The following is a 17,202-nucleotide window of genomic DNA, read 5'->3' as shown; positions in this document are numbered from 1 at the left end:
GTGTCACAAGATCTGGCGCCGTTTGGGCAACCAGACGCCAAGCAGCCAGACGAGCGCGACGGCGCCGAGCCCGAAGGCGTTCTGCACGATCTTCCCGACGACGGGGCTCACGACGGGGATCTCCGCCGCCTTGATCGCCACGCCCCACCACGGGATCGGCAGCACGTAGTAGAGCCACACGCCGACCGCCACGCGCAGCCGTACGACGTCGTGGCCGTTGCCCACCAGCGCGCCGAGGACGACCACCACCCAGGCCAGGTGGTGGATCCACGCCACGGGTGACAGCAGCACGGCCATCAGCCCGACCAGCGCCACCGAGGTCATGAGGTCGCCCCTGTCGAGGGCCTGCCTGGCGAAGCGGAAGCCGTACCAGCCGACGACGGCCACGAGCGCGATCCAGAGGACCGACGTCAGCGTGGGGTCGAGGTAGAGCCGGATGAGCATGCCCCGCATCGACTGGTTGGTGGTGGCGGCGTTGGCGCCGAGGCGCTCGGGGTCGAGCAGCGCCCTGAACCAGAAGTCGACCGCGTCGCGGGGGATGACGGCGAACGGCATGAGCGTGAACAGCGCCGTGCTGAACGTCGCCATCCAGAAGGTCTTCCACTGCCGGGTGACGAGCAGGTAGATCAGGAAGACGCCGGGGGTGAGCTTCACCGCCGTGGCCAGGCCGATCAGGAGGCCGCGCGGCCACCACGGCCGTTTCGCCGCGCAGTCGGCCAGGCACAGCGCCACCAGCAGGATGTCCACCTGCCCGAAGCGGACCTGGTCGCGGATCGGCATCAGGTAGGCGCACGCCACCATCAGGAACGCGAACACCAGCGGGTTCCTGTTGACGACCGGCCGGAAGGCGAAGCCCACGGTCACGGCCAGCGCGGCGTAGATCCCGACCGTCCACACCCACTGCGCGGTCTCCCACGACATCCACGCCAGCGGTACGGCCAGCAGCGCCGCGACCGGCGGGTAGGTGAACGGCAGCAGCTGCGGGGCCGGGGTGAAGAAGTCGTAGACGGGCCGGCCCTCCAGCACCATCTGCCCGCCCGTACGGTAGACGTCGAGGTCGACCAGGCGCTGGTCGCCGGCGTTTGTCAGCCACGTCTCGACCAGCGGCCAGACCGCCAGCGCGACGAGCGCCACGGCCAGCGGCCACAGCCACCATCGTCGCCCGAGCGCGGGCACTGCACCACCTGTCACGATGTGGCACGTTACCGTGGCTGCTACCGATCGAGCGCGCCGACTGCTACGACCACGGGGGTCCCGCCATGCCGCACCGCACCCTGGCACGCCTGTGCCTGGGCCTGCTCGCCGTGCTCGCCACCGTCCTGGTGGCGAGCCCTTCACCGGCGGCCGGGGCGACCGCGCGGGGGCGGGTGGCGCTCATCGGGGTGCCGGGGCTGCAGTGGAGCGACGTGCTGGACGCCAGGCTCACCCCGACGCTGTGGCGGCTGGTCGGCGAGGGCGCGTCCGCGTCGCTGTCGACGCGGGTGGTGCCGCCGCCGAACCGGGGCACCGCGTGCCCGATGGCCGGGTGGCTGACGGTGTCGGCCGGTCAGCGGGCCGGGGCGCCCGGCTGCGAACTGCCCCGTCCTCCCGCCGGCGGGGTCGTCCCTGGCTGGGCCGAGCTGACCGCCTTCCAGGGGACGACCGGCTACGACGCGGTGCCGGGCACGCTCGGCCAGGCCGTCGCCGACGCGGGAGGCAGGGTGGCGGCCGTCGGGCCCGGCGCGGCGCTGGCCGCGGCCGACAGGGCGGGGCGGGTGCCGCACTACGCGGCGACCCCCGAGGAATTGACCGATCCCGCCAACTTCGACCTGCTGGTGATGGAGGCCGGCGCGCTCGCCGACGTCTGGAACACCCAGCCGCGCGACGCCGACGGCGTCCCCGCCGACCTCGACCCGGCGCAACGGCTGACGGCCGCCGCCCAGGCCGACCACCAGATCGGCGCCTTCGTCGACCGGCTGCCGCCCGGCACCACGATCCTCGTCGCCGGGCTGTCCGACACCTCGGGAGCCGCCCAGCTCCACGTCGCCGTCGCCGAGGGCGCGCCGTTCCGCCACGGCCTGCTGACCGCCGCCTCCACCCGCCAGGACGGGCTCGTCACGATCACCGACGTGACCGCGACCGCGCTGCGCCTGCTCGGCATCGAGCGCCCCACCGGCGTGGTCGGCAGGACGTGGGAGAACGACGGCGCCGCGCCGCCCACCGTCGCCGAGACCGCCGCCACGCTCACCGACCAGAACCGGGCCAGCCAGACGCTGCGCGAGGTGAGAGGGCCGTTCTTCGCCGTCTTCGTGGCGGTGCAGGTGCTCTTCTACGCGGTCGCCGCGATCGTCCTGCGCCGCCGCAGGTCGGCCGCCTCCGACGCCGTACCTGACGGGGCCGCCTCCGCCGCCGTGCCCGACGCGGCCGCCTCACGGGTGCTCGTCGCCGTCCAGGTGGTCGCGGTGCTGAGCGGGTCCGTCGCGGTGTCCACCTTCCTGGCCCAGCTCGTGCCGTGGTGGAGCGTGGGCGGGCCGATGCTCGCCGTGATCGTCACCATCGTGGCCATCGCCGGGATCATCACCGGGCTCGCCTTCGCCGGCCCCTGGCGGTCCCACGTGCTCGGGCCGCTCACCGTCGTGGCCGGCATCACCTCGCTGGCGCTGGTCGTCGACGTCATGACCGGGTCCCGGCTGCAGGTCAACGCCGTCACCGGCTACGAGCCCGTCACCGGCGGCCGCTTCTACGGCTTCAGCAACATCGCCTTCGCCGTGTGCGCGACCGGCACGATCCTCGCGCTGGCCGGCGTCGCCTCCTGGCTGCTCGGCCGCCTGTCCAGGCCGCTGGTCGTGCTGCTGTGCGCCGCCTACGGGGGCTTCGCCGTGTTCGCCGACGGCTGGCCCGGCTGGGGCGCCGACTTCGGCGGGGTGCCGGCGTTCGTGATCGGGCTGGCCGTCTTCCTCATCCTGCTGTCGGGCCGCCGGGTGTCGCTGGTCAAGCTGCTGCTGGTGGGGCTGGCCGGCGCCGCCCTCATCGGGGCCATCGCCTTCGCCGACTGGCTGCGGCCCGCCGACCAGCGCACCCACCTCGGCACGTTCGTCCAGCAGATCATCGACGGGCAGGCGCCGGCCGTGGTGTGGCGCAAGTTCAGCTCGATGATCGGCATCACCGTGGGCAACTGGCAGCTGACCCTGCTGTCGCTGGTGGCGCTGGCCTTCCTGTTCTTCGTCCTGGACCGGCCCTCGCGGTGGGGCGCCTCGGCGCTCGGCCGCGCCTACGGCTTCGCGCCCACCCTGCGTGCCGGGCTGTTCGGGGCGCTGACGTGCGCCTTCGTCGGATTCCTTGTCAACGACTCCGGCATCGCGATCCCCGCCATGGCGCTGACGGTCGCGGTGCCGCTCACGCTGGCCGCCTGCGTGCGCGCCCTCCAGCTCGCCACGCCCACCACGCCAGAGCCGCCGTCAGCGCCAGCAGCAGCCACGGCACCACCTGCGCCCTGACGACCGTCGTCAGCCACGCCAGGTCGGCGGGCTGGCCGTCGACCCTGGCGGGCAGGTAGGCCAGCGACAGCAGCGTGAGGTGGGCGACGAGGAAGAGCTCGACCCCGGCCACCGCCCACATGGCCACCAGCGCGAACGCCAGCCCGTCGTACCAGGGCAGGATGTACGGCGTGGCGAACACGTACGCCACGACGAGCACCGCCGCCACCCTGACCGCGTCGGCGGGCGGCCGCTGGAGCCTGAACAGCGCCCACGCCAGCAGCCCCATCACGACGAACGCGCCGACCTGGATCTCGCCCCGGTAGGCGCTGCCCGTGCCGACGACGGCCTGCAGCCAGCCCTGGACGATCCGCCAGTAGGAGGCCAGCGAGATGGCTTTGCCCGCCCTGCTCACCTGGTCGAAGGCGTGGGCGCCGGCCCACAGGTAGCCCGCCGCGGCCACAGCCAGCGCCGTCCCCGCGACCAGGGCCAGGCGCCCGGGACGGCGGCGCAGCTCCCACGCCGGGCCGAGCGCCACGATGCCGGCGTTGAGCTTCACCGCCACGCCGAGCCCGAGCATCGCCCCGGCCGTGGGCGTGCCGTTCAGCATCAGCGCGGCCACCATGAAGGCGATGGCCAGCGTGTCGACGTGCAGCCCGGCGACGAGGTGGTACAGCAGGAGCGGGTTGGCCGTCCACAGCAGCGCCGCCCGTGACCGCAGCACGGGGTCGGCGCGGGTGAAACGGTCGAGGAGCAGCCCGGTGGCGATGAACGCGGCGGCGTTGACGAGCGACAGAACGAAGATCGTCAACCGGACGGAGTCGCCGCCGATCCAGCTCGCCAGCGCCTGGACCGCCGTGGCGACCGGCCCGTAGACGCTGGGCTCCTCGCGCCAGGGTCGCTCCACCGCCGCCGCGACGGGATCGCCGGGCAGGTCGACCGCGCCGTGGGCGTAGGGGTCGAGGCCGAGCGTGACCATGCGCCCGTAGGCGGCGTAGTTCAGGTGGTCGGCCGAGCCGGACGGCGGCAGGAACGCGAGCGCCACGGCGGCGCCGTACCCGGCCATGACCAGGCCGCGCGCGGGCAGCCGGCCGCCGCCGCGCAGGTGCAGCAGCCCGACGGCCAGCCCGAGCCCGCCGGTGACGACGGCCGTCGCGCCGAGCGCGATGACGAGGTGCGGCGCGGGGCCGGCGGCCAGCCAGTACGGCGGCTGCCAGGCGGGACCGGCGAGCCCGGGGACCATCGCCGAGGGGCCGAGCAGCCCGATCGTGACGGTCAGCAGGACCGACACGCCGACGAGCAGGGGAGCGGCGAACGTGGCCAGCCCTGGCCTCGGCTCGGTTCCCGCCTGCGATGTCACCCGGAAATTCCAGCACATCATCGCCGCCCTCGCGCCCGGACCCCACACCGCGCCCCTCCGCGGCGAACCTCGGACCGGGCGGCTCCCCCGGTCCCAGCGCTCCCTCGGCCCCGCTGCCACCGGGTCCGCCTGCCGCGGGCAACCACTGTCTGGACTGAATGTCCAGTCTGGACGTATAGTCCAAACATGGAGATGGTGGCGGATGACGCGGACCCGCGCGTACGGACATGGGCGCCGGTGTGCCAGGCGATAGCCCTGCTGCTGGGCCCCTACGCCGAAGTGGTCCTGCACGACGTGGCACATGACCAGGTGCTGGCCATCTGGAACCCGATGAGCAACCGCACGGCCGGCGACCCCTCCCTGCTGGGCGAGCTGGACGGCCTGGATCCGTCGGCCCACGACGTCTACGGCCCGTACCAGAAGCTGCTCGCCGACGGCCGCCGGCTGTCGTCGGTCAGCGCCGTGCTGCGCGATCCCGACGGGCGGCCGTCGGCCCTCCTGTGCGTCAACCTCGACCGCACCCCCCTGGACCAGGCAGCCGCGCTGCTGGCGGGCTTCGCCGCACCCGTGCGGCCACGTCCCGAGGCGTTGTTCGAACAGGACTGGGTCGAGCGGGTGCACCAGATCATCGGCTCGTTCGTCCGCGACCGCGGCCGCCCGGTCGAACGCCTCGGGCGTGAGGACCGCCTCGCCGTCCTCACCGAGCTCGACGCGGCGGGCGTGTTCGCCGTACGGCGGGCGGCCCCCGTCGTCGCCGGCGCGCTCAAGGTGTCGCGCTCCACCCTCTACGCCCTGCTCGCCGAGCTCAAGGTGCAAAGGAACGACTCGTGACCCGACTGCCAGACTTCCGGCTGGAGACCTACTTCTCGCGCTGGGAGTTCACCGCCCGCCACCATCTGACGGCCTCCGACGCCCAGACGATGACCATGACCGAACTGCTCGCGCTGGCCGACGACCAGGACCGCCACGCCTGGGAGACGCTGTCGCTCGGCTACACCGAGACCTTCGGCGACCCGGCCCTGCGGCAGGCCGTCGCGGACACCTACACCCACGCCGACGCCGACGACGTGATCTGCTTCGCGGGCGCCGAAGAGGCCCTGTACGTGGCCATGCAGGTCCTGCTCGGGCCCGGTGACCACGCGGTCGTCGTCACGCCCAACTACCAGTCCGCCGAGACCGTGCCGCTCTCGCTGTGCGACGTGACCGGCGTCGCCCTGGACCAGGAACGCGACTGGGCGCTGGACCTGGACCAGGTCGTCGCGGCCCTCCGCCCGAACACCCGGGTGGTGTCCGTCAACTTCCCCAACAACCCGACCGGGAAGATCATCGACGCGGAGGACTTCACCCGCCTGGCCCGGCTGTGCGACGAGCGCGGGATCCACCTGTTCAGCGACGAGGTCTACCGCGGGCTCGAACTCGACCCCTCCCGCACCCTGCCGCAGGCGGCCGACCTGTCGGACAGCGCCCTGTCGCTGAACGTCACCTCGAAGTCGCTGGGCATGCCGGGACTGCGGATCGGCTGGATCGTCTGCCGCGACAGGAAGCTGCGCTCGCGGCTCGAACGCGCCAAGCACTACACGACGATCTGCAACTCGGCGCCGAGCGAGGTGCTCGCCCGCATCGCCGTCAAGGCCCGCGAGCGGATCCTGGACCGCAACCGCGGCATCATCGCCGCCAACCTTCCGGTGTTCGACGCGTTCTTCGCCGAGTTCGGCGAGCTGTTCCAGTGGCGGGCGCCCGACGGCGGCTGCGTGGCCTACCCCCGCTACCTGGGTGGCGACGGGGTGGAAGCCTTCTGCACCGACCTGGTCGAACAGGCGGGGGTCCTGCTGCTGCCGGCCGGCGTCTACCGTTCCGAGCTCACCGCGACGCCCACCGACCGGTTCCGCATCGGCGTCGGGCGTCGCGATCCCGAGCCCGCGCTCGACGCCTTCGCGGCATGGCTGCGCGGCCGCCGATGACCGTCACCGTCCTGGGCCTCGAAGCGCTGGAGGCGGCGGCCCGGCCGGCCACCGTCCTCGACACCGTTCGCGCCGCGCTCATCGCCCACGCCGAAGGCCGCACCACCGTACCCGCGCCCCTCCACCTGGACTTCCCCGAGGCGGAAGGCGACTGCCACGTCAAGGCGGGGTGGATCACCGGCGCCGACGACTTCGTCGTCAAGATCATCTCTGGGTTCTACCGGAACCCCGACCGCGGCATTCCGACCAACCACGGGCTGGTCTGCGTCGTCAGCGCGCACACCGGCGAGGTGCGGGCCGTCCTCGACGACAGGGGACGGCTGACCGCCTGGCGTACAGCGGCCGCGGGCGCGCTCGTCACCCACGCGATGTCCAGGGCCGACGCGGACACGGTAGGGGTGTTCGGCACCGGCGAGCAGGCCAGGCTGCAGGTGGAATGGCTGGGCATGCTGCGCCCCCTCACCGGGGTGCTGGTCCACGGCAGGACCCCGCCCAAGGCGGCCGCGCTGTGCGACTGGCTCGGCGAACGCGGGTACCCGGCCAGGCCCGCCTCCGCCGGCGAGGCGGCCGGGGCCGACATCGTCATCACCACGACACCCGCCACCGCGCCGGTGCTGGACGCCGCGGCGGTCAGGCCGGGAGCCCACGTCACCGGCGTCGGCGCGGACATGCCGCACAAGAACGAACTACCGGCCGACCTGTTCCGCCGGGCGGAGACGATCGTGACGGACGACCACGCCCAGTGCCTGCACCACGGGGATTACGGCCACGCGGTGCGAGCGGGGGCGGTGGCCGAACACGCCGACACGGCCGCGGGAGCCGTCCTGGCCGGCCCGGTGCGGCGATCGGCCACGGCCGTCACGGTCGCCGACCTCACCGGCGTCGGCGCCCTCGACGCGGTCCTCGCCTCGGCCCTGATCAACAGCGCCCCCTAGCCACCACTCCTCACCGCCCTGCCCGGAACCCCGTACACGAACAGCCCGGACGACGGACTCGCAGACGGCAGCATGCGAGCGGGGCGGGGTTCCGGAAAGCGCGGCGTGGGCGGGTGGCGCGCGTGCGGGGCGCGTACGTTGCTTGCGGGGCGCGTACGTGTGGATGGCGTGCTTGCGGGGCGCGTGCGTGCGGGTGGCGTGCTTGTGGGTCGGGCGACGGGGTGCTGGGTGGGCGGCGGGGTCTGCGAGCCATACCGGTGGACGGCGGCGGCGCCCCGGCGGCGTGGGGCCGCGGCGCACAGGCAGCCCAGTGCGCGGGCAAGCGGCGGCGGCCGTCTGTGGACCGGCGGCGGTGCGCGAGCGGGTAGTGGCGTATGGGCGGTGCCTGGGCGGCCGGTGGGGCCGGCGGTGGGTGGGCGGCCCAGTGGGCGGGCACATGGCGGCGGCCGTCCGTGGACCGGCGGCGGTGCGCGACCGCACGGTGGCGTACGCGCGGCGGCGCGCGAGTGGGCGGTGGCGTATGGGCGATGGGGGCGGGCGGCAGGGACGCGGAAGGGGCCGGCCGCGGAACGGCTAGCGGGATCTGCGGGGCCGGCGACCTCAGAGGCGGATCTTGGCCAGGTTGTCCCTGATGATCGGCTCCCGGGTGGCGAGCGCGCGCGCCACGTCCCTGAGCTGTCTGGCCCTGTGCAACTGCGCCCGCCAGTCGGTCCCGGTCGCGCGGTGCGCCATGTCCACCTCGACCTCCACCACCCGGAACCCCTTGCGCACCAGGTCGATGGTCAGCGCCGTCTCCACGCCGAACCCGTGCGCCAGGGGGCGGGCCGCCTCGAATGCGTCCCGCGTCAGGCAACGCTGGCCGTTGAGCGGCTGGGCGGCCGAGAACCCTGACGCCCGTTTGATCCCGTCGCGCGCCAGCCGGACCACGATGCCGTGACCGCCCAGCTTGACCCGGGTGGCGAAGACCGCGATGGTCATGTCCGCCTCTCCCGCGCGCACCGGCTCCACCAGTGCGGAGGCGGCGCGCGCGGTGTCGCCGAGGTCGGCGTCCAGGAACAGCAGGTGCCGAGGCGTCGGCCCGTCGAGCAGCCGTACCGCCTCGGCGCCGCTCTCCATGGCCCCGGCCTTGCCGCGGTTGCGGCTGTGCCGTACGACCCTGGCACCCGCCGCGCGCGCCACCCTGCCCGTCTGGTCGGTCGAGCCGTCGTCGACGACCACGACGAGGTCGACGCCCGGCAGCTTCGTGGCCGCGGCCACGGTCGCGCCGATGCGTTCGGCCTCATCCTTGGCCGGGATGACGACCGCTACGCCGGTCACGAGCCCTCGGAGATCAGCAGCTCCTCGGGGACTTCCTCGTGCACGGTGAAGACCGAGTCGAGGCCCGTGACCTGCAGAATCTTCCGTACGGCAGGCCGCGGCGCGGCCACCTCCAGCTGCCCGCCCCGCTCCCGCACCCGCTTGAGCGCCGAGAGCAGCACGTTCATCCCCGTGGAATCGCAGAAATCCACGAGGGACATGTCGATGACCACACGGCTGGGCCCCTCCTGCAGCAGCCGGGTGAACTCCGACTGCAGGCGGGGCGCCGTGTACAGGTCGATTTCACCGGCGATCTCCACAAGGGCGTGGCCGGCATGTGATCGAGTCGAGACCTTGAGCTCCACATGGGCAGGCTAGCGGCGCTGAGGCTCTGGGTCACGTTCTCACGCCGATAGGGGGAGGTCGGGTTTTTGTCCCCCGTTTCGGCCCCATGAAAACGCAGAGTACGCGAAGCTTGACGCTATGAAACAGGGGCGTGGCCAGGCATGTCGAGGGGGAGAACTCGATGACTGATGATCACCTAGAAGACCCGCGCCGCCGGCGACTACGTGAACACCTGGAGGTTTTGCTGATCCGCGCAGAGAAGTCCGCCTCATGGCGGGAGGAGACCAGCCGCCTGCGCGGTCTGGTCAATCTGGATGGGTTCGTCCCCGTCCGTACCCGGCTGGCGTCCGAGGATCTCGACTTCCTCGCCGACGCCCGCGACGATCTGATCACCTTCACGCAGCTCGGGCTGCGCCTGATCGACCTGCACCAGCCGCGCGACGCGGGCGGCATCACCAGTGACGCCGCGCATCCGATCCTGCGGTGCCGCAGCTGCATGTGGCGCTGGCCGTGCCCGACCTTCCGGGCGTTCACCGACTCCTTCGCCGAAACGTGCGGCCTGCCGGAGTCGGCCTGACGGGCCGGCCCCTTTCTCGGGCCCGCGGCTCCTCCTCAGGAGCATGACTCCCAGGATCGCGGCCTCCGCTCAGGACCGCGGCTCCTCCTCGGGAGCACGACTCCCGGGATCGCGGCCTCCGCTCGGTACCGCGGCTCCTCCCCAGGAGCACGGCTCCCCGGGACCGCGGCCTCTCCTCGGGAACGCTGTTCCACTCGGGAACGCTGCTCCACTCGGGAACGCTGCTCCACTCGGGAACGCTGCTCCACTCGGGAACGCTGCTCCACTCGGGAACGCTGCTCCACTCGGGAACGCTGCTCCACCTCAGGAATGCTGCTCCACCTCAGGAACGCGTCCTGTCAGGAACGCGGCTCCTCCTCAGGCAGCACGGCTCGCCGGGACCGGGGCTCCTGCTCGGGAACCCGGCGGATCGAGGACCGCTGGCCGCGACCTGAGCCCTACCGACCGGACATCGGCTGCCCGACTCGTAGGCACCCGCGCTGCTTCTCCCCCCACGGATTTCGCGCCCACGTGGTACCACCTGAAGCGCAGCGCCCCGCCTCCACGTCCACGGCCCGCCGTCACCGCCGGATCCGGTTCCGCGCCTGCTCGCCGGTCGAGGCCGACGATCTTCGCGAGCAGACCTGGCGAACCCCCGTCGGCCCCGGTGCTGCCGGTTGCTCGGTGACGTGGGATGCGAGGCCCGGGGCTGCGGGTCCGGCGGTTGATGCCAGGTGCGGGTCTGGTGGTGGACGGTCACCGGTCGGCGTCGTCGTCGGGTCGGGTGGCGGCTGGTCGGCGGGAGCCGATGGCGGGATGAATCCCACGATGTCGTGCGATCTTCCATCGAACGGTCGCGCTGTCCGAGGTCGGCGCGGTCATGAAGGTGCCGTCGAGCCCTGTGAGGGCGCACGGTACGCGAACGCCACAAAGGACGCGCCCAAGGGGCCGGGCAGGCCGCCTCGTAGCATCCTCGAGGGGCAGAGGCTGGGAGGTCGCGTGAACGTCCGAAGGAAGTCGCCGTCGGCGTTATTCGTGCTGATCTTCGGGCTTTCGGTGCCGTTCTGGGTGGTCGGCGCGCTGGTCGAGAGTCCCGAGGGCATGCCGATGGGCCTGCCCGTGAGCGCGCTCATGTTCGTGGCGCCGCTCGTGGCCGCGGTGATCCTCACGGTGCGGGAGCACGGCCGTGCGGGCGTCGGGGAACTGCTGCGCAGGGCGGTCGACCACCGGAAGATCGAGTCGCGGGCCTGGCTCGCTGTCGCCGTGCTGCTGATGCCCGCGGTGCTGCTCCTGTCGTACGGCGTGCTGTCGCTGCGAGGGGACGTGCTGCCCCCGGCCGCGATCTCGTGGGCGTCGGTGCGGGTGCTGCTTGTGCTGTTCCTGGTGGCCGCCGCGGCCGAGGAACTGGGCTGGATGGGGTACGCCGTCGATCCGCTGCGGGCGCGATGGGGCCCGACGGTCGCCGGTGTCGTCATCGGGGCGGTGTGGGGCCTGTGGCATGTCGTGCCGTGGGCCCAGACGCACGCTCCCGGCTGGGTGGCGGGGCAGTTCCTGATGACCGTCGCGCTCAGGGTGGTCATGGTCCGGGTCTACGTCAACGCCGGCGGGAGCGTCCTGACCAGCATCGTCGTGCACGCCATGACCAACCTCGGCATCGCCCTGTTCCCACGTGACGGCTCGCACTTCGACCCGGTCGTCACCGGAGCGATCGTGACGGCCGTCGCGGTCGCGGTGACACTCGGCGCAGGCATGCGGTGGCGCGGCCGTGAGGCCTCCGCCGGTGGGGCCTCGCGACCGAGGTCCGGCGTCGGCGAGGCCCCTGCCGGTGAGGTCCCGCAGGCGTGACGTCCGGCGTCGGTGCGACCCCCGTCGGTGAGGTCCGGCGACGGTGAGGAAGGTCCCGAGGTCGTGAGGTCCGGCGTCGGTGCGCCCCAGCGACCGAGGTCCGGCGTCGGTGCGACCCCCGTCGGCGAGGCCCCGCGGGCGGGAGGTGTCAGCGCGTCGGCTGCTCGCCGCCGAACGTCATCCGCCTGGCCTGCGCGTAGCGCTCGCGCAGCCCCGGGGTGACGTCGGCCTCGTGGACCTCGGGTGTGCCCACCGACCACGTGGGCGGCTCCGCGCCCCCTGACAGCAGCCATGCCGCCTGCCTCGCGGCCCCGTCGGCGACGTACTCGCCGGGCGGCGGGACGATCACGGGCCGCCCGAACACGGTGGGGGCGATCCGCCTGACCGCCGTCGACCGGGCGCCACCGCCGATGAGCAGGATCCGCTCCGGCGACATGCCGAGCGCGTCGAGGGCGTCGGCGAGGCCGCACAGCATGCCCTCGACCGCCGCCCGCGCCAGGTGGGCCGGTGTCGACGTGGACAGCCGCAGGCCGTGGACGGCGCCCGTCGCCTCGGGCAGGTTGGGGGTGCGTTCGCCCTCCAGGTACGGCACCAGCGTCAGCCCCTCGGCCCCCGGCGGCGCCTCGAGGGCCAGGGAGCCGAGCTCGTCCAGCGAGACGCCGAGCATCGCGGCCGCCGCGTCGAGGACCCTGGCCGCGTTGAGCGTGCACGCCAAGGGCAGGAACCGTCCCGTGGCGTCGGCGAAGCCCGCCACCATCCCGCTGGCGTCGCGGCTGGGTGTGTCGGCGACCGCGAACGCGGTGCCCGACGTGCCGACGGACACGACGACGTCACCGGGCAGGGCGCCGACGCCGAGGGCGGCCGCCATGTTGTCGCCCGTGCCCGCCCCCAGGCGGATCCCCGGTGGGAGGCCGGCGGCGCCGGTGACGCCGGGGGAGTCGTGCGGGCCGAGAACGCGGGGCAGCAGCGGGACCGCGCCGAAGGCGGCCTCGAGCAGGTCGGGGCGGTAGTCGCCGGTGATGGGCGACCAGTAGCCGGTGCCGGAGGCGTCGCCCCTGTCGGTGGCCAGGCCCTCCAGCCCTGCAGCGCCCGCCAGCCGCCAGGTGAGCCAGTCGTGCGGCAGGCACACGGCCGCGGTGCGGGCGGCGTGCTGCGGCTCGTGGGTGGCCAGCCAGCGGAGCTTGGCGATCGTGAACGAGGCCACGGGCACGCTGCCCACCGCCTCGGCCCACGCCTGCGCCCCTGTCGAGGCCACCAGTTCGGCGGCGGAGGTGGCCGAGCGGGTGTCGTTCCACAGCAGCGCGTCGCGCACGACCTGCCCCGACTCGTCGAGGCAGACCATGCCGTGCTGCTGGCCTGCGACGCTGACGGCGGCCACGTCGTCGAGGCCGCCGGCCTGCGCGACGGCCGTCTCGAGCGCGTTCCACCAGCGGGCGGGGTCGACCTCGGTGCCGTCGGGGTGGGCGGCGCGGCCCTGCCGTACGAGACGGCCGGTGTCGGCGTCTCTGACGACGACCTTGCAGCTCTGGGTGGAGGAGTCGATCCCCGCGACGAGAGTCATGTCCGCACGCCCAGCAGGTGTTCGAGCGCGAGCTGGTTGAGGCGGCTGTAGTGGTAGCCGCGCGCGGCGTCGGGCGCCTCCTCGCGCAGGAGGTCGTCGTAGGTCTCGCCGGGCGCGAGGGTGGGGACGGCCAGCTCGGACACCCTGCTGGCGGCCATCGCCTCCCGCACCTCGGGGTCGGCCCTGAACGCCGCGGCCTTCTCCTTGAGGATCAGGTACGTGCGCATGTTGGCCGCCGCGGACACCCACACGTCGGCGGCGTTCTCGGTGCGCGCGGGCTTGTAGTCGAAGTGGCGCGGGCCGTCGTAGCCGCCGTGCTCGAGCAGGTCGACCAGGAAGAAGGCGCTCTTCACGTCGCCGTGGCCGAAGACCAGGTCCTGGTCGTAGCGCGGACCGTGCTGGCCGTTGAGGTCGATGTGGAAGAGCTTGCCGTGCCACAGCGCCTGCGCGATGCCGTGGACGAAGTTGAGCCCGGCCATCTGCTCGTGGCCGACCTCCGGGTTGAGCCCCACCATCTCAGGGTGCTCGAGGGAGTTGATGAACGCCAGTGCGTGGCCGATCGTCGGCAGCAGGATGTCGCCGCGCGGCTCGTTGGGCTTGGGCTCGATCGCGAACCTGATGGAGTAGCCCTTGTCGATCACGTAGGACGCCAGGATGTCCATGGCCTCCTTGTAGCGGGCCAGCGCGGACCTGATGTCCTTGGCCGCGTCGGACTCGGCGCCCTCGCGCCCGCCCCAGCACACGTACGTGGTCGCGCCCAGCTCGGCGGCCAGGTCGAGGTTGCGGATGACCTTGCGGATGGCGTGCCGGCGCACGTCGCGGTCGTTGCTGGTGAAGGCGCCGTCCTTGAACACCGGGTGGGTGAACAGGTTGGTGGTGGCCATCGGCACCTTCAGCCCGGTCTCGCTCAGCGCCTTCCTGAAGGCCGTCACCGCCTTCTCGCGGTCGGGCTCGGTGGCCAGCAGGTCGTCGTCGTGGAAACTGACCCCGTAGGCGCCGAGCTCGGCCAGCCGGTGCACGCTCTCCACCGGGTCGAGCGGCGCCCTGGTGGCGTCGCCGAACGGGTCGCGCGCCTGCCAGCCAACCGTCCAGAGGCCGAAGGTGAACCGGTCCGCGGGGGTGGGCTCGTACATGGCGCCTCCCAATTAGTTTGGACTACCGCCTAATCGTGTGACGGGATGTCCATCGAGGTCAAGACCTCACAGGCCGGAGGGGTCGCGCCCCACGCTGATCTCCTCGGCGATCCTGCGGATCTCGGGCGCGGAGATGCCGGGAGCCTGGGGCAGATGGGTGTTGAGGGCGGCCATCACGACCGGCACCGGCTGCCCCGCGAACCTGGCCGCGATCATGTGGACCGCCTGGAAGAGTTGCTTGTCGTCGTACATGGCTCGCCCTTCTCGTGGATATCCCCGGGGTACGGTACGGCGTGCCGCCGACAGTTTCGCGCTACGACTCCAGCGTTTTCCGCACCGCCGCGGAGATCTCGTCGAGCTGGGCGACCTGCTCGGGGGTGAGCGCGTCGAACAGGCTGCGCCGTACCTCCTCGACGTGTCCGGGGGCGGCGGCGGCCAGGGCCGCGAATCCGTCGTCGGTGAGCTCGGCGATGTTGCCGCGCCGGTCGGCCGCGCACGGGTTGCGCCGCACCCAGCCGCGCTCCTCCAGCCGGGCCACCGCGTGGGACAGGCGGCTCTGGGAGGCCTGCGCCCTGCGGGCCAGCTCGTGCATGCGCATGGAGCGGCCGGGCGACTCGGAGAGCGCCACGAGGATCATGTAATAGGTGTGCGGCATGCCGGCCTCGCGCTGGAGTTGCCGGTCAAGCGCCTCCTGGAGGAGTTGGGTCGCCGCCAGGTAGTTGCGCCAGGTGCGCTGCTCGTCGTCGTCCAGCCATCGGGTCATGCTCTCCACTTTACTTGAACTCTCATCTATATTGGGTGGTATGCCAGTACAACGCCTGAACCATGCGGTTCTTTACGTTCGCGACGTCGAGCGCAGTGTCGCCTTCTACCGCGAAGCCCTCGGCTTCGACGTGGTCATGAGCATGCCCGGGGCCGCCTTCCTCCAGGCCGCCGGCTCCAGCAACGACCACGACCTGGGGCTGTTCCAGATCGGTCCGCAGGCGGGCCCCTCGCCCGCCGGGCGCTCGACCGTCGGTCTCTACCACCTGGCGTGGGAGGTGGACACGCTGGAGGAACTCCAGCGCATCGCGGTCAAGCTGGCCGAGCTCGGCTCGCTCGCGGGCGCGTCCGACCACTCCACGACCAAGGCCCTGTACGCCAAGGATCCCGACGGGCTGGAGTTCGAGGTGTCGTGGCTGCTGCCGGCCGAGCTCGTCACCGAGGAGGTGCTCAAGGGACGCTCCAGCATCAAGCCGCTGGACCTGGCCGCCGAGATCGAGCGTTACGGCGCGCGGACGCGCGGGGGCGTGGGAGTGTCCTTCGCGTAACCTGGTGGTATCCGAACACTCTGTTTGGAGCGCGACCATGCGAAGCGACCCTGATCACGTGCTCGATGCCATCGACGGCGTGGTGGAGGACTGGGAGAGCTTGAGCGCGGACTCCATGCGCTGGGCCCCTCCGGAGGCCAAACCGGACACCACTCCCGAGTTCCTGCGGGAGATGTCGGAGACCTTCGGCCCGCTCGCCACCACGTTCATGCAGGCCCTGCGGCCACTCGGGGAGGCGGTGCTGCGGCCCTTGGCCGACTTCTTCGACAACACCGTCCTCGGCGGCGAGCAGCCCGAAGGCACCTGGGACATCGAGGAGCAGACGAGCACCTGCCAGTGCCTGTGCTTCCGGCATCCCGACCGGCCGGACGTCTGCGCCGGTACGGTCACCTCCGGCCAGGTCATGTGCGGCGCCTGCCGCGACGCGCTCTGACGGAGGAAGGTCGCGGCCCCACCGGACGGGCGAGGGGGCGTTCACGGGACGACGTGACGGCGAGTGACCGGAGTCCCGCTGGAGCACGCGTGATGGACGGGCGGTCACCGGTGACCATGGTGGCCTCGGCCCCGCCTGCCGTACCGGAGGCCGCGGACCGGCGGCCGGTGATCAGGTGCCGGAACCGCAGGCCGGCGGCCGGTGGCTGGAGAGCGGCGACCGCGGGCCCGGCGACCGCGGGCGGGGGAGAGCGGGCCGGGGAGAGCGGGCCGGAGGCCGGAGAGAAGCCGGGGTCGACTCGGGGGCGTCTCAGGGGTGACGCCGGATGGAATGCGGGACGGGCCGGGGCATTCTCGACCCATGGCCCCGCTGAAGAGGGTGTATCCGCTCCTCGCCTGCTCCCTGATCCTGTTCTCGGTCGTCGCGATCGTGGTCGGGCAGTTCGACCCCGACCCGTACCTCGACCCGATGAACGTGACGATCAGCGAGTACGCCGTGGCCGACCGCGGGGGCGTCACGGAGATGGCGATGGCGGCGATGGGCCTGGGGTCGTTCGCGCTGCTGGCCGGCCTGAGGGGGGCGGGGGCGCCGGTCAGTGGCATGCCCGAACGGCTCATGGCGGTGTGGAGCGGGGCTCTGGTCGTGGCGGCGATCATCCCCACCACGCCGATCGGCGCCGACATGACGGTGACCGCGCAGGTCCACCGCTACGTGTCGGTGGCGGCGTTCGTCAGCCTGCCCGCCGCGGCGGCGTTGCTGGTGCCGAGGCTGGCCGCCGCCGACAGGTGGAAGGCGGTGGCCAGGCCGGTGGAGTGGCTGGCGCTGGCGGGCGGTCTGGGGCTGCTGGCCATCACCTACGTGGCGCTGCCGGGTGACCGGGTGATGATCGGCCTGGTCGAGAGGGGTCTGCTGGCGGCCGAGGTCGCGCTGCTGGCGGTGCTGGCGGCGCGGCTGGTCCGTCTGCAGTGGGTCAGGACGCGAGCCGCCTCACTTGCCCCAATTTCCTGACATG

The 17,202-nt window shown here is 72.7% G+C and carries 17 protein-coding genes; 9 read left to right on the top strand and 8 right to left on the bottom strand.

The genetic code is table 11. The annotated features are described in order from the left end of the window. Window positions 1–3: 3 nt before the first annotated feature. Window positions 4–1,191, bottom strand: a complete 1,188-nt coding sequence (locus ACWEVS_RS05085) for a glycosyltransferase 87 family protein (RefSeq protein ID WP_452550004.1) — start codon at window positions 1,189–1,191, stop codon at window positions 4–6. Window positions 1,192–1,259: 68 nt separating this feature from the next. On the opposite strand from ACWEVS_RS05085, the gene ACWEVS_RS05080 reads away from it, so the two are divergent. Beyond that, window positions 1,260–3,476 carry a hypothetical protein gene (locus tag ACWEVS_RS05080; protein ID WP_452550002.1) on the top strand — a complete coding sequence of 739 codons (2,217 nt, stop codon included), beginning with the start codon at window positions 1,260–1,262 and terminating at the stop codon, window positions 3,474–3,476. Here ACWEVS_RS05080 and mptB read toward each other — a convergent pair. Then, window positions 3,376–4,815 (bottom strand): polyprenol phosphomannose-dependent alpha 1,6 mannosyltransferase MptB, encoded by a 1,440-nt coding sequence (mptB, locus tag ACWEVS_RS05075; RefSeq protein WP_452413056.1) that lies wholly within the window; start codon window positions 4,813–4,815, stop codon window positions 3,376–3,378. The genes ACWEVS_RS05080 and mptB overlap by 101 nt on opposite strands. 186 nt (window positions 4,816–5,001) lie before the next feature. Between mptB and ACWEVS_RS05070 the strand changes: the two genes are divergently transcribed. From ACWEVS_RS05070 to ACWEVS_RS05060, 3 genes are read left to right on the top strand one after another with little or no spacing between them, the layout of a single operon-like run. Next, window positions 5,002–5,646 carry a helix-turn-helix transcriptional regulator gene (locus tag ACWEVS_RS05070; protein WP_449915679.1) on the top strand — a complete coding sequence of 215 codons (645 nt, stop codon included), beginning with the start codon at window positions 5,002–5,004 and terminating at the stop codon, window positions 5,644–5,646. Then, window positions 5,643–6,776, top strand: coding sequence for an aminotransferase class I/II-fold pyridoxal phosphate-dependent enzyme (locus ACWEVS_RS05065; RefSeq protein ID WP_452550000.1), 1,134 nt, complete (start codon window positions 5,643–5,645; stop codon window positions 6,774–6,776). Before ACWEVS_RS05070 ends, ACWEVS_RS05065 begins: the two co-directional genes overlap by 4 nt. Further along, entirely contained in the window at window positions 6,773–7,711 is a 939-nt protein-coding gene (locus tag ACWEVS_RS05060; RefSeq protein WP_452549999.1) for an ornithine cyclodeaminase family protein, read from the top strand. Before ACWEVS_RS05065 ends, ACWEVS_RS05060 begins: the two co-directional genes overlap by 4 nt. Before the next feature lie 600 nt (window positions 7,712–8,311). On the opposite strand, the gene ACWEVS_RS05055 is transcribed toward ACWEVS_RS05060, so the two are convergent. Further along, entirely contained in the window at window positions 8,312–9,028 is a 717-nt protein-coding gene (locus tag ACWEVS_RS05055; RefSeq protein ID WP_354920477.1) for a glycosyltransferase family 2 protein, read from the bottom strand. Further along, window positions 9,025–9,372, bottom strand: a complete 348-nt coding sequence (locus ACWEVS_RS05050) for an STAS domain-containing protein (RefSeq protein WP_354920474.1) — start codon at window positions 9,370–9,372, stop codon at window positions 9,025–9,027. Before ACWEVS_RS05050 ends, ACWEVS_RS05055 begins: the two co-directional genes overlap by 4 nt. Window positions 9,373–9,533: 161 nt before the next feature. Between ACWEVS_RS05050 and ACWEVS_RS05045 the strand changes: the two genes are divergently transcribed. Continuing rightward, window positions 9,534–9,929: a hypothetical protein gene (locus tag ACWEVS_RS05045; RefSeq protein ID WP_449915672.1), complete on the top strand. Its 396-nt coding sequence runs from the start codon at window positions 9,534–9,536 to the stop codon at window positions 9,927–9,929. Window positions 9,930–10,907: 978 nt separating this feature from the next. Further along, window positions 10,908–11,753, top strand: a complete 846-nt coding sequence (locus ACWEVS_RS05040; protein WP_452549997.1) for a CPBP family intramembrane glutamic endopeptidase — start codon at window positions 10,908–10,910, stop codon at window positions 11,751–11,753. A gap of 148 nt (window positions 11,754–11,901) precedes the next feature. Here the strand turns inward: ACWEVS_RS05040 and xylB are convergent, their stop codons facing one another. From xylB to ACWEVS_RS05020, 4 genes are all read right to left on the bottom strand, one after another. After that, window positions 11,902–13,314, bottom strand: coding sequence for a xylulokinase (gene xylB, locus ACWEVS_RS05035; protein WP_452549995.1), 1,413 nt, complete (start codon window positions 13,312–13,314; stop codon window positions 11,902–11,904). Beyond that, window positions 13,311–14,447 carry a xylose isomerase gene (gene xylA / locus ACWEVS_RS05030; protein WP_452549993.1) on the bottom strand — a complete coding sequence of 379 codons (1,137 nt, stop codon included), beginning with the start codon at window positions 14,445–14,447 and terminating at the stop codon, window positions 13,311–13,313. Before xylA ends, xylB begins: the two co-directional genes overlap by 4 nt. A gap of 66 nt (window positions 14,448–14,513) precedes the next feature. After that, window positions 14,514–14,699 (bottom strand): hypothetical protein, encoded by a 186-nt coding sequence (locus tag ACWEVS_RS05025; protein ID WP_449915662.1) that lies wholly within the window; start codon window positions 14,697–14,699, stop codon window positions 14,514–14,516. Window positions 14,700–14,760: 61 nt separating this feature from the next. Continuing rightward, window positions 14,761–15,210, bottom strand: coding sequence for a MarR family winged helix-turn-helix transcriptional regulator (locus ACWEVS_RS05020; RefSeq protein ID WP_452549992.1), 450 nt, complete (start codon window positions 15,208–15,210; stop codon window positions 14,761–14,763). 40 nt (window positions 15,211–15,250) lie between these two features. Between ACWEVS_RS05020 and ACWEVS_RS05015 the strand changes: the two genes are divergently transcribed. From ACWEVS_RS05015 to ACWEVS_RS05005, 3 genes are all read left to right on the top strand, one after another. Continuing rightward, window positions 15,251–15,757: a VOC family protein gene (locus ACWEVS_RS05015; protein ID WP_449915659.1), complete on the top strand. Its 507-nt coding sequence runs from the start codon at window positions 15,251–15,253 to the stop codon at window positions 15,755–15,757. A gap of 37 nt (window positions 15,758–15,794) precedes the next feature. Further along, a complete protein-coding gene (locus ACWEVS_RS05010) occupies window positions 15,795–16,190 on the top strand; it encodes a hypothetical protein (RefSeq protein WP_354920452.1) in 396 nt (131 codons plus the stop codon). A 360-nt stretch (window positions 16,191–16,550) separates the two neighbouring features. Beyond that, window positions 16,551–17,198 (top strand): DUF998 domain-containing protein, encoded by a 648-nt coding sequence (locus ACWEVS_RS05005; RefSeq protein WP_452549990.1) that lies wholly within the window; start codon window positions 16,551–16,553, stop codon window positions 17,196–17,198. Window positions 17,199–17,202: the final 4 nt, after the last annotated feature.

Source organism: Nonomuraea sp. NPDC003754 (genome assembly GCF_053605785.1).
The sequence above is the reverse complement of the archived record's forward strand: the minus strand, read 5'-3'. Positions and strand labels throughout refer to the sequence as shown.